Origin of the sequence: Pseudomonas sp. TREG-RG-20F-10-E-6-01 (assembly GCF_022662455.1) — a bacterium.
GTDB lineage: Bacteria > Pseudomonadota > Gammaproteobacteria > Pseudomonadales > Pseudomonadaceae > Aquipseudomonas.
On the sequence record NZ_JAKNQP010000010.1, the window covers coordinates 133,093 to 144,613 of the forward strand.

Annotated in this window: 10 protein-coding genes; 9 read left to right on the forward strand and 1 reads right to left on the reverse strand. The window is 58.5% G+C overall.

All coding sequences use genetic code 11. The annotated features are described in order from the left end of the window. Position 1: 1 nt before the first annotated feature. Entirely contained in the window at positions 2–1,558 is a 1,557-nt protein-coding gene (locus L8K08_RS24275; protein WP_145162078.1) for a bifunctional aminoglycoside phosphotransferase/ATP-binding protein, read from the reverse strand. Positions 1,559–1,676: 118 nt separating this feature from the next. Between L8K08_RS24275 and mrcB the strand changes: the two genes are divergently transcribed. The 9 genes from mrcB to msrQ all read left to right on the forward strand — a co-directional run bounded on the left by mrcB (position 1,677) and on the right by msrQ (position 11,495). Beyond that, a complete protein-coding gene (gene mrcB / locus L8K08_RS24280) occupies positions 1,677–4,001 on the forward strand; it encodes a penicillin-binding protein 1B (protein ID WP_242200436.1) in 2,325 nt (774 codons plus the stop codon). Positions 4,002–4,017: 16 nt separating this feature from the next. Then, entirely contained in the window at positions 4,018–4,752 is a 735-nt protein-coding gene (locus L8K08_RS24285) for a tetratricopeptide repeat protein (protein ID WP_145162072.1), read from the forward strand. Further along, positions 4,752–5,081: a YqcC family protein gene (locus tag L8K08_RS24290; RefSeq protein WP_145162069.1), complete on the forward strand. Its 330-nt coding sequence runs from the start codon at positions 4,752–4,754 to the stop codon at positions 5,079–5,081. The genes L8K08_RS24285 and L8K08_RS24290 overlap by 1 nt, the downstream gene beginning before the upstream one ends. 431 nt (positions 5,082–5,512) lie before the next feature. Beyond that, a complete protein-coding gene (locus L8K08_RS24295) occupies positions 5,513–7,237 on the forward strand; it encodes an acetolactate synthase 3 large subunit (protein ID WP_106579404.1) in 1,725 nt (574 codons plus the stop codon). A gap of 2 nt (positions 7,238–7,239) precedes the next feature. After that, positions 7,240–7,731 carry an acetolactate synthase small subunit gene (gene ilvN / locus L8K08_RS24300; protein WP_003176102.1) on the forward strand — a complete coding sequence of 164 codons (492 nt, stop codon included), beginning with the start codon at positions 7,240–7,242 and terminating at the stop codon, positions 7,729–7,731. Positions 7,732–7,778: 47 nt separating this feature from the next. Continuing rightward, positions 7,779–8,795, forward strand: coding sequence for a ketol-acid reductoisomerase (gene ilvC, locus L8K08_RS24305; RefSeq protein WP_003194132.1), 1,017 nt, complete (start codon positions 7,779–7,781; stop codon positions 8,793–8,795). 145 nt (positions 8,796–8,940) lie between these two features. After that, complete coding sequence (pssA, locus tag L8K08_RS24310; protein WP_145162066.1) at positions 8,941–9,798, forward strand: CDP-diacylglycerol--serine O-phosphatidyltransferase; 858 nt, start codon at positions 8,941–8,943, stop codon at positions 9,796–9,798. 63 nt (positions 9,799–9,861) lie between these two features. After that, positions 9,862–10,875: a protein-methionine-sulfoxide reductase catalytic subunit MsrP gene (gene msrP, locus L8K08_RS24315; RefSeq protein ID WP_242200439.1), complete on the forward strand. Its 1,014-nt coding sequence runs from the start codon at positions 9,862–9,864 to the stop codon at positions 10,873–10,875. Continuing rightward, the gene (gene msrQ, locus L8K08_RS24320) at positions 10,875–11,495 is read left to right on the forward strand and encodes a protein-methionine-sulfoxide reductase heme-binding subunit MsrQ (protein WP_242200443.1); all 621 of its coding nucleotides are present in this window, start codon (positions 10,875–10,877) and stop codon (positions 11,493–11,495) included. Before msrP ends, msrQ begins: the two co-directional genes overlap by 1 nt. Positions 11,496–11,521 lie beyond the last annotated feature (26 nt).

Below are 11,521 nucleotides of genomic sequence, written 5' to 3' on the forward strand. Positions count from 1 at the left end.
CTTACAGGCCTGGCAGGCGTTGGCGAATATGCGCCACCAGAGCATCCAGGGTTCCGCTTTCATTGGTCTCTACACGCTTGCTGAGCAGCAATTCTTCAGCCGTCAGCGGGTCTCGGTTGGCCTGCTGCTCTTCAATGATGGTCAGCGTCGCGTCGGAAGGGTCGTTCTTATCCGCCTGACGTTGTGCCAACCAGCTGGCGATAACGGCTTGCGGTGCGTTGCAATCCAGGATCAGGAATGGCGCGCCGGTGGCCTCGGCAATCTTCGCGGCGGCGTCGCGCTGTTCACGTTTGAGGAAGGTGGCATCCAGTACGACCGGGTAGCCGGCGCGCAAGACGATATCGGCGATTTCATTCAGGCGAGCATAGGTTGCTGCGCTGGCGTCGGCGGCATAGATGCCGGCCTGTGGTGTGTTTTCCACGTGCTGTTCGCCAAACAGGCGTTTGCGTTCCACATCCGAGCGCAGGCGCACGGCGCCCAAGGCTTCCACCAGGCGCATGGCAACGTGGCTCTTGCCGACTGCCGATACGCCGTGGGTAATTGCCAGGAAGCGCGAAGGAATAGTGCTGTAGCTTTCGGCCAGGTTGGCGTAGTTGCGGTACTGGCGCAGGGTAGTGGCGCGCTGCACCGGGCTTGCCTCGCTCGGCATGCTGAACAATGCAACCTTGGCGCGTACCAGCGCCCGGTAAGCTTTATAGAAGTTCAGCACTTCCAGGCCTTGGTAATCGCCGGTCAGTTCCAGGTATTGGCTGATAAAGCGACGTGCCAGGGATTTGAGGCCACGGTCTTCCAGGTCCATCGCCAGGAAGCCGGTGTCGGCGTACACATCGGTGAAGCGGAACGGCTCGTTGAACTCGATGCAGTCGAAGATGACGACTTGGCCGTCGATCATCGTCGCATTGCCCAAGTGGATATCGCCGTGACATTCACGCGTGAAGCCCTCGAGCTTGCGCTGAGCCAGCAAAGGCTTGAGGCGCTCGAAGCTGCTTTCGGCCCAGGCCTGCAGAGCTTCCAGCTGGGCCAGGTCGGCCTTGTCGCTGAGGAAAGGACGGATCTGATCGAAGTTCTGGCGCACCGGCGCCATCACCTCGTCCGGGGTGCCGGCCGGGTGCGCCTGTGGAACCTTTGGTGCGGTGAGGTGGAAATGCGCAATCTGCTTGGCCATTTCATCGATGTGCGCGCTGGTCAGTTCGCCGTTGGCTTGCAAGGTGCTCAGCAGTTGGCTTTGCGGGAACTGGCGCATTTTCAGCGCGTACTCGATTACCGGGCCATCGCCGCCCAGTTGCGGAGCCTCGGCGGTGCCGGTAATTGGCAACACTTCAAGATACAAATCTTCGGTCAGGCGCTGGTTGAGGCGTAGTTCTTCGTTGCAGAAGTGCCCCCGGTCGTCCAGTTGTGTGAAATCCAGAAAGCCGAAGTTCATCGGCTTCTTCAGTTTATAAGCGAAGGGGCCAGTCAGAATGACCCAGGAAATATGGGTCTCGATAACTTGAAACGCTTCAACCGGATGGGGATACAAAGCCGGGTTTTGCAGGGCAGCGATCAGGGACTGGCTCACGGGCGATCCTTCAAAGTCTGGGGGAAATCATGGCGGGCATTATGGCTGTTACAGCCGGTCGTGCAAACCGCTGTCCGGCTCATGTTGATCATCAATAAAGTGCGTATAATCCGCCGCCATGACTCGAACCCGATCTCCCCGTTCCCGTAAAAAACCTCCTTCCCGCGGCCTGCGTCCGTGGCTGGGCTGGGCGCTCAAGCTCAGCCTGGTGGGCCTTGTGGTGCTCGCCGGCTTCGCGGTGTACCTCGATGCTGTGGTCCAGGAGAAGTTCTCCGGCAAGCGCTGGACCATTCCGGCCAAGGTGTACGCACGCCCGCTGGAACTGTTCACCGGCCAGAAGCTGAGCAAGGATGACTTCCTGACCGAGCTCGACGCCTTGGGTTACCGCCGCGAAGCCGTGAGCAATGGCCCTGGCGCCGCGGCCGTCAGCGGCAATACCGTCGACTTGAATACCCGCGGCTTCCAGTTTTATGAAGGCCTGGAAAAAGCCCAGCCGGTGCGCGTGCGCTTCTCTGGCGATTACGTCGCCGAGCTGTCGTCGCTCAATGGTTCGAAGTTGCCTGTGGTGCGCCTGGAACCGCTGCTGATCGGCGGCATTTACCCCAAGAACCTGGAAGATCGCATCCTGATCAAGCTTGATCAGGTGCCGCCGTATCTGCTTGAAACATTGGTTGCCGTCGAAGACCGCGACTTCTACAGCCACTGGGGTGTCTCGCCCAAGTCGATTGCCCGCGCCATCTGGGTTAACACCTCTGGCGGCAAGATGACGCAGGGTGGCAGTACGCTGACGCAACAATTGGTCAAGAACTTCTACCTGACCAACGAGCGCAGCCTGACCCGCAAGCTCACCGAAGCCATGATGGCGATGCTGCTGGAGCTGCATTACAGCAAGCAGGAAATCCTCGAGGCTTACCTCAACGAAGTATTCGTCGGCCAGGATGGCCAGCGCGCCGTTCACGGCTTTGGCTTGGCCAGCCAGTTCTTCTTCGGTCAGCCGTTGTCCGAGTTGAAATTGCATCAGGTCGCGTTGCTGGTGGGCATGGTCAAGGGGCCGTCCTATTACAACCCGCGTCGCAACCCGGAGCGTGCGCTTGAACGTCGTAACCTCGTGCTGGACGTACTCGAGCAACAGGGCGTGGCTACCGATGAACAAGTCGCGGCCGCAAAGAAAATGCCACTGGGTGTAACCACTCGCGGCAAGCTGGCCGACAGCTCCTTCCCAGGCTTTATCGACCTGGTCAAACGTCAGTTGCGCGAAGATTACCGCGACGAAGACTTGACTGAAGAGGGCCTGCGGATCTTCACCAGTTTCGACCCGATTTTGCAGATGAAAGCCGAAGCGTCGGTCAACGACACCTTCAAACGCTTGACCGGCCGCAAGGGCGCCGATGAAGTCGAGGCGGCCATGGTGGTGACCAACCCGGAAACCGGTGAAGTCCAGGCCATGATCGGCAGTCGCCAGGCCAGCTTTGCCGGTTTCAACCGTGCGCTGGATGCCGTGCGGCCGATCGGCTCGCTGGTCAAGCCTGCGGTCTACCTGACGGCCCTGGAAAAACCGAGCAAATACACGCTGACCAGTTGGCTGTCGGATGACCCGTTGTCGGTCAAAGGTGCCGATGGCCAAGTGTGGACGCCGCAGAACTTCGATCGCCGCTCTCACGGCACGGTTTTCCTGTATCAGGGCCTGGCGCATTCCTACAACATCTCCACCTCACGCCTCGGGCTGGAAGTCGGGGTGCCGAATGTGTTGAAAACCTTGGGTCGCCTGGGCATCAACCGTGAGTTCCCGTCGTTCCCATCGATGCTGTTGGGCGCCGGCGCCATGACCCCTATGGAAGTGGCCACCATGTACCAGACCCTCGCCAACGGCGGTTTCAATACCCCGATGCGCGGTATCCGCAGCGTGCTGACTGCCGAGGGTGAGCCGCTCAAGCGCTATCCGTTCCAGATTCAGCAGCGCTTTGATGCAGGCTCCATTTACCTGATCCAGAACGCCATGCAGCGCGTAATGCGCGAAGGCACCGGGCGCTCGGTTTACAGCGTGCTGCCGTCGAACCTGACGCTGGCGGGCAAGACCGGTACCAGTAACGATTCGCGTGACAGCTGGTTCGCAGGCTTTGGCCAGGACGTGCTGGCCGTGGTTTGGCTGGGGCGTGACGACAATGGCAAGACGCCGTTCACCGGCGCCACCGGTGCGCTGCAGGTCTGGACCAGCTTCATGCGCAAGGCCGACCCGTTGCCGCTGAACATGCCGCAACCGGACAACATCGTGCAGGCCTGGATTGATCCGCACACGGGGCAGGGCTCCGATGCCAACTGTCCGGGCGCGGTGCAGATGCCGTATATTCGCGGCAGCGAGCCACCACCCGGCGCCGCATGCGGTGGCAGTGCCCCTGCTGACGCGGAATCGGTGATGGATTGGGTCAAGGGCTGGATGAACTAAGCAAAGAGGGTTTCACGTGAACAAGTGGTTGATTCCAGCTATTACAGCTCTGGCAGTGCTCAGCGGTTGCTCCAGCGTGCAGCGCGGTTCGATTCCCGTGGTGGATTCGAGTACCACCGTTTCCAATAACGATCGCATTTCGGCCAACGGCGGCTTCCGTCAGACCGTGGTCAAGCGTCCGGCCCAAGCCACACCGCAGGCCATGCCGCAGGATTCGGGTGTGGTAGTGATGGTGCCGGGCGGTGGTGCTGCAACGTCGGCGCCGATCAGCGCCGAGCCGTGGACCCCAGGCCCAAGCACGTCGGGGCCGGTTGATTCCACGCCGATCCAGACGGCGCCGGTTAACCAGGGCACCTACAACATGCCGTCGACGCCGAGCGGTATCCCGTCGTCGTCGAACGCTGGCGGCCTGTCGGCTGATGAGCAACTGGACGGACCAGTGCTGTCGCTGTTGACCACCGCCCAGCAACAGCAGGCCGGTGGTGATTTGAACGGCGCTTCGTCCAGCCTTGAGCGTGCCCAGCGCGTGGCACCTCGCGAGCCGCAAGTGTTGTATCGCCTGGCCCAGGTGCGTATGGCTCAAGGTGATGCGCCGCAAGCCGAACAGTTCGCCCGTCGCGGCCTGAGCCTGGCCAATGGTCGTCCCGATCTGCAAGCCAACCTGTGGGCCCTGATTGGTGACGCGCGTGCTGCCCAAGGCGATGCTGCCGGTGCTGCGCAGGCTCGCCAGAAAGCCAAGGTCAGCCTCTGATGGATGCACGTTTTCCCGCGATTGCCGAACAGTTATTGCTGATCGAGCGCGAATTGCGCGTGCAGGGCTGGTGGGACGAGGTGTCCCCCAGCGCAGAGGCGCTCAGCAGTGTCGAGCCTTTTTCGGTTGATACCCTGGATTTTCATCAGTGGCTGCAATGGATCTTCCTGGTGCGCATGAAGCAGATCCTCGAGCAGGATCTGCCGTTGCCTAATGCGTCGGGGATTCTGGAGATGGCGGAGATGGTTTACGCCGATCGCCCGCGTGAGAGCCTCGGTTTGCGTAACGCGCTGAAAAAGTTCGACCAATTGATCGTCGACGCTCGTTAATTGCCTGACTGCCGGGTTTTCCGGCAGTCTTGCGCACATTTCTACCGCTTGACGACATTCAGGCGAGTTTTATCCCTCCTCAAACCCCTTTAATCTACGTTCTCATGCGCTTAGTTGGAAAAAAGCGCAATTATTGCTTGACTTGAAGGGGCTGAAACAGAAGAATCCAAAGTCCGCTGTATCGGGACTGCCAGAAGCAGGCCCGCTCAGCAGATCATGAGGCGCATATCCGCGCCGACCTGTAACACCCGCAACGCGTTACCTCGCGCTGGGTGGGAAAAGCCCGCAACACTTGGGACGATCCCAATACTTGCTCAGTCAGTGCTGACGTAGTCGGCGACCACCGTCGCTCATGCTCTGTTGAGAAGTAAACCTATTAAGACCCGTCGGTTTTTAACGGACGGTATTCTGGCGTTTTAGAGGTGAACAACGTGGAGCTTTTATCTGGCGGTGAGATGCTCGTCCGCTTTTTGCGTGACGAAGGCGTCGACTATATCTACGGGTACCCAGGTGGTGCTCTGCTGCATGTTTACGACGCACTGTTCAAGGAACCGGCTGTTACCCACATCCTGGTTCGCCACGAACAGGCTGCGACCCATATGGCTGACGGTTACGCCCGTGCCACCGGTAAAGCCGGTGTGGTACTGGTGACGTCCGGCCCAGGCGCAACGAATGCCATTACCGGCATCGCGACTGCGTATATGGACTCTATTCCGATGGTGATCATTTCCGGCCAGGTCGCAAGCACCATGGTGGGTACCGATGCATTCCAGGAAACCGACATGATCGGTATCTCCCGGCCGATCGTGAAACACAGCTTCATGATCAAGCATGCCTCGGAAATCCCGGAAGTCATGAAAAAGGCGTTCTACCTCGCACAGTCCGGTCGCCCGGGCCCTGTTGTGGTCGATATCCCGAAAGACATGACCAACCCGGCTGAAAAGTTCGAATACATTTTCCCGAAGAAAGCCAAGCTGCGTTCCTACAGCCCGGCTGTTCGTGGGCACTCGGGGCAAATCCGCAAGGCGGCAGAAATGCTTCTGGCGGCCAAACGCCCGGTGCTGTACTCGGGCGGTGGCGTGATCCTGGGCGGCGGTTCTGCTCCACTGACCGAGCTGGCCAAGCTGCTTAATTTGCCAGTCACCAACACGTTGATGGGCCTCGGCGCATTCCCGGGCACGGACCGTCAGTTCGTCGGCATGCTCGGCATGCACGGCAGCTACACCGCCAACCTGGCCATGCACCACGCCGACGTGATCCTGGCAGTGGGCGCGCGTTTTGATGACCGTGTGATCAACGGCGCGAGCAAGTTCTGCCCGAATGCCAAGATCATCCATATCGACATCGACCCGGCGTCCATCTCCAAGACCATCAAGGCCGATGTGCCGATCGTGGGGCCGGTAGAAAGTGTGTTGACCGAGATGGTTGCCGCGCTCAAGGACATCGGCGAAACGCCGAACAAGGAATCCGTTGCCAGCTGGTGGAAGCAGATCGACGAATGGCGCGGTGACCGCGGCCTGTTCCCTTACGACAAAGGCGACGGCAGCGTCATCAAGCCACAAACCGTGATCGAAACCCTGTGCGAAGTGACCAAGGGCGATGCCTTTGTAACTTCCGATGTGGGCCAGCACCAAATGTTCGCCGCGCAGTACTACAAGTTCGACAAGCCTAACCGCTGGATCAACTCCGGTGGCCTGGGCACGATGGGCTTTGGTTTCCCTGCGGCCATGGGTGTGAAGCTGAGCTTCCCCGACACCGACGTCGCGTGCGTCACCGGTGAGGGCAGCATCCAGATGAACATTCAGGAGTTGTCGACGTGCTTGCAGTACGGCCTTCCGGTGAAGATCGTCTGCCTGAACAACGGCGTACTGGGCATGGTTCGTCAGTGGCAGGACATGAGCTACGGCAGCCGTCACTCCCATTCCTACATGGAATCGCTGCCAGATTTCGTAAAATTGGTTGAAGCCTACGGCCACGTCGGCATTCGCATCACCGATTTGAAAGATCTGAAGCCGAAGATGGAAGAGGCGTTCGCCATGAAGGACCGCCTGGTGTTCCTCGATATTCAAGTGGATACCAGCGAGCACGTCTACCCGATGCAGATCAAAGACGGCTCTATGCGCGACATGTGGCTGAACAAGACGGAGCGTACTTAATCATGCGGCACATTATCTCCCTGCTTCTGGAGAACGAACCCGGCGCTCTGTCTCGTGTTGTCGGCCTGTTTTCGCAACGCAACTACAACATCGAAAGCCTGACCGTGGCGCCGACCGAAGACCCGACCCTGTCGCGTCTGACGTTGACCACCGTGGGCCACGATGAGGTGATCGAACAGATCACCAAGAACCTCAACAAGTTGATCGAAGTGGTCAAGCTGGTCGATCTTTCGGAAAGTGCCCACATTGAGCGTGAGCTGATGTTGGTTAAGGTCAAGGCTACGGGTGCCCAGCGTGCCGAGATTAAACGGACTACTGACATTTATCGCGGGCAGATCGTCGATGTGAGCGCCAGCGTTTATACCGTTCAACTGACCGGTACAAGCGACAAGCTGGACAGTTTCATCCAGTCGATCGGGACGGCCTCGATTCTGGAAACCGTACGCAGTGGTGTCACCGGGATTGCCCGTGGCGACAAAGTACTCAGCATCTAACCCAAATTAGCGAATGGCCTTACGGCCTGGATATATAGAGGAACCTCATGAAAGTTTATTACGATAAAGATTGTGACCTGTCGATCATCCAGGGCAAGAAAGTCGCCATCATCGGCTACGGTTCCCAGGGCCACGCCCAAGCGTGCAACCTGAAAGATTCCGGCGTTGACGTCACTGTCGGCCTGCGCAAAGGTTCGGCCACTGTTGCCAAGGCTGAAGCCCATGGCCTGAAAGTGACCGACGTTGCTTCCGCCGTTGCTGCTGCTGACCTGGTCATGATTCTGACCCCGGACGAGTTCCAGTCCTCGCTGTACAAGAATGAAATCGAGCCGAACATCAAGAAGGGCGCCACCCTGGCCTTCTCCCACGGTTTCGCGATTCACTACAACCAGGTTGTTCCACGTGCTGACCTTGACGTGATCATGATCGCGCCGAAAGCCCCGGGCCACACCGTGCGTTCCGAGTTCGTCAAAGGCGGCGGTATCCCTGACCTGATCGCGATCTACCAGGACGCCTCGGGCAACGCCAAAAACGTTGCACTGTCCTACGCAGCTGGCGTGGGTGGCGGTCGTACCGGCATCATCGAAACCACCTTCAAGGACGAGACTGAAACCGACCTGTTCGGCGAGCAAGCCGTTCTGTGCGGCGGTACCGTTGAGCTGGTCAAAGCTGGTTTCGAAACATTGGTTGAAGCTGGCTACGCGCCAGAGATGGCCTACTTCGAATGCCTGCACGAACTGAAGCTGATCGTTGACCTCATGTACGAAGGCGGTATCGCCAACATGAACTACTCGATCTCCAACAACGCCGAATACGGCGAGTACGTGACTGGCCCGGAAGTGATCAACGCCGAGTCCCGTCAGGCTATGCGCAACGCTCTGAAACGTATTCAGGACGGCGAATACGCCAAAATGTTCATCAGCGAAGGCGCAACCGGCTACCCTTCGATGACCGCCAAGCGTCGTAACAATGCCGCTCACGGTATTGAAGTCATCGGCGAGCAACTGCGCTCCATGATGCCGTGGATCGGTGCCAACAAGATCGTCGACAAAGCCAAAAACTAAGTCGTACGCATCAACAGAAAACGCGGCTTAGGCCGCGTTTTTTCGTTTGAGGGGCTGGTTCTGGTATAAAGCTGCATCGTTTGCGGGCGAACACTCGCCGCAAGTTTCTGTCGAATTTTTTTCACACCGTTGCAAGGTAAAATCCATGAGCGAACGTCCCGAAGAGCCACACCAGGCCTCTGACGCCGAAAGCCTGCTGCCGATCGATGAGCATGTCGAAGAAGGGCATGACGCGGAAGGTCGCAAGGTCCGGCATCGTGGCATCTATCTTCTGCCTAACCTGTTCACCACCGCGAACCTGTTTGCCGGCTTCTATTCCATCATCAACTCCATGAGCGCCCAAAGTGCGCTGGCGGCGGGTGATGCGGTGAGTGCCAGCAAGTATTTCGGTTTTGCCGCCATCGCAATCTTCGTGGCCATGGTGCTTGATGGCCTTGATGGCCGTGTGGCGCGCATGACCAACACGCAAAGTGCCTTTGGCGCCGAGTACGACTCGCTGTCGGATATGGTCGCTTTCGGGGTTGCACCGGCGCTGCTGGCGTTTGCCTGGGCGCTGGGGGATATGGGCAAGGTTGGCTGGATGGTCGCCTTCATCTATGTCGCCGGCGCCGCTTTGCGTCTGGCGCGCTTCAATACCCAGGTGGGTACCGCTGACAAGCGTTACTTCATCGGCCTTGCCAGCCCGGCGGCGGCGGGCGTGGTGGCGGGTATTGTCTGGGCATTCAGTGACTATGGAATCCAGGGCTCGAAAATGTCTTTCCTGGTGGCCTTGATGGTGGCTGCGGCTGGCATGCTGATGGTCAGCAACATCAAGTACAACAGTTTCAAGGAGTTCGACCTCAAGGGGCGCGTGCCTTTCGTGGCGATCCTGGTGGTGGTGCTGGTATTCGCTGTAGTGTTCAGCGACCCGCCGCGTATCCTGCTGCTGGCGTTCCTGGTCTACGCCGCTTCGGGGCCGATTCAGTACTTGCTGCATCTGCGCCGCGACAAAACATTGTCTTAATGTAATGTCCGTCATACTCCGCAGTCTATTGGTGCATCAGTCCTCCAATGCTGCGGAGTTGCCATGTTAATCAAGATCCCCAAAGCGTCCGATTGTCACGAATCGGATGTCACGCCTGAATCCTTCTATTTATCTCGCCGCAGCTTGCTCGGTGGTGCGCTTGCTGGCGTCGCTGCCAGTACCTTGCCGCGCTGGGCCAGTGCTGACGATGCAGCGCGTTACGCCGACGTCGAGCCGGGCAATGCCCCGAGTTGGTTTGCCCAGAAGCTGCCAGGCACCCAGTGGCAGGCTGTTACGGTAAAGGGCGAAGCCATCACGCCGTTCAAGGACGCAACCCACTACAACAACTTCTATGAATTCGGTACTGACAAGGGGGACCCGGCAAAGAACGCGGGTTCACTCAAGACCGAGCCCTGGAGTGTGGTGATTGATGGAGAGGTCGGCAAGCCGGGGCGTTATGCCTTGGAAGACTTTATGAAGCCTTATCAGTTGGAAGAGCGCATCTACCGTTTGCGCTGCGTCGAGGCGTGGTCGATGGTGATTCCGTGGATGGGTTTCCCCCTTTCCGCCTTGCTCAAGCAGGTGGAGCCGACCTCCAAAGCCAAGTACATCCGTTTTGAAACGCTCCAGGACCCCAAAAGCATGCCGGGGCAGCGCTCAAGCTTCGGCTTGATCGACTGGCCATATGTAGAAGGGTTACGCCTGGATGAGGCTATGAACCCATTGGCTATCCTTGCGGTTGGCATGTACGGGCGTGAGTTGCCTAACCAGAACGGCGCGCCACTGCGTCTGGTGGTGCCGTGGAAGTATGGCTTCAAGAGTGTGAAGTCGATTGTGCGGATCAGTCTTGTAAGCGAACAACCCAAGACGACCTGGCAGAGCATCGCGGCCGATGAGTATGGGTTCTACGCGAACGTGAATCCTACGGTCGACCATCCTCGTTGGACTCAGGCGCGAGAACGTCGCCTGCCCAGCGGCTTGTTCAGCCCGAACGTGCGTGAGACGCAAATGTTCAATGGCTACTCGGATGAGGTCGCTTCTCTTTATACGGACCTCGATCTGCGGAAGAATTACTGATGCGTTATCCGATCTGGCGCATAGGCGTCTTTATAGCCGCGGCGATATGGCCATTTTTCTGGTTGTACGAGGCATGGAGTTCTGTGCTCGGGCCTGATCCAGGCAAAGTGCTGATGGATCGGTTGGGGCTTGGGACCTTGATTCTGTTGCTGATCACGCTGGGCATGACGCCATTGCAGAAGCTCAGCGGGTGGGCGGGGTGGATTGCTGTCCGCCGGCAGCTGGGTCTCTGGTGTTTTGCGTATGTGGTTTTGCACCTGGCGGCTTACTGCGTCTTTATCCTAGGGCTTGATTGGTCGCAATTCGGGGTGGAGCTGCGTAAGCGGCCCTACATTATTGTGGGCGCGCTGGGCTTCCTCTGCTTATTGGTGCTGGCAGTGACCTCCAATCGCTATAGCCAGCGTCGACTTGGCAGTCGTTGGAAGAAGCTGCATCGCTTGGTGTATGTGATCCTTGGGCTTGGTTTGCTGCATATGTTGTGGATTGTGCGGGCCGATCTGAAGGAGTGGGCAGTATATGCATCTATAGGTGCGCTGCTTTTGGCCCTGCGTATTCCGCCTGTCATGCGCCGGATTCCCCGCCTTATCGCGAAAAAACCAGTTTCTGCACCAAAAGCATAATTAGTGCTTGACGGCAGATTCTGGAA

Bases quoted from the DNA above. Each gene is read 5' to 3' on its own strand.
- mrcB (WP_242200436.1), top strand. From the start codon at position 1,677: ATGACTCGAACCCGATCTCCCCGTTCCCGTAAAAAACCTCCTTCCCGC.
- L8K08_RS24290 (WP_145162069.1), top strand. From the start codon at position 4,752: ATGGATGCACGTTTTCCCGCGATTGCCGAACAGTTATTGCTGATCGAG.
- ilvN (WP_003176102.1), top strand. From the start codon at position 7,240: ATGCGGCACATTATCTCCCTGCTTCTGGAGAACGAACCCGGCGCTCTG.
- ilvC (WP_003194132.1), top strand. From the start codon at position 7,779: ATGAAAGTTTATTACGATAAAGATTGTGACCTGTCGATCATCCAGGGC.
- pssA (WP_145162066.1), top strand. From the start codon at position 8,941: ATGAGCGAACGTCCCGAAGAGCCACACCAGGCCTCTGACGCCGAAAGC.
- msrP (WP_242200439.1), top strand. From the start codon at position 9,862: ATGTTAATCAAGATCCCCAAAGCGTCCGATTGTCACGAATCGGATGTC.
- msrQ (WP_242200443.1), top strand. From the start codon at position 10,875: ATGCGTTATCCGATCTGGCGCATAGGCGTCTTTATAGCCGCGGCGATA.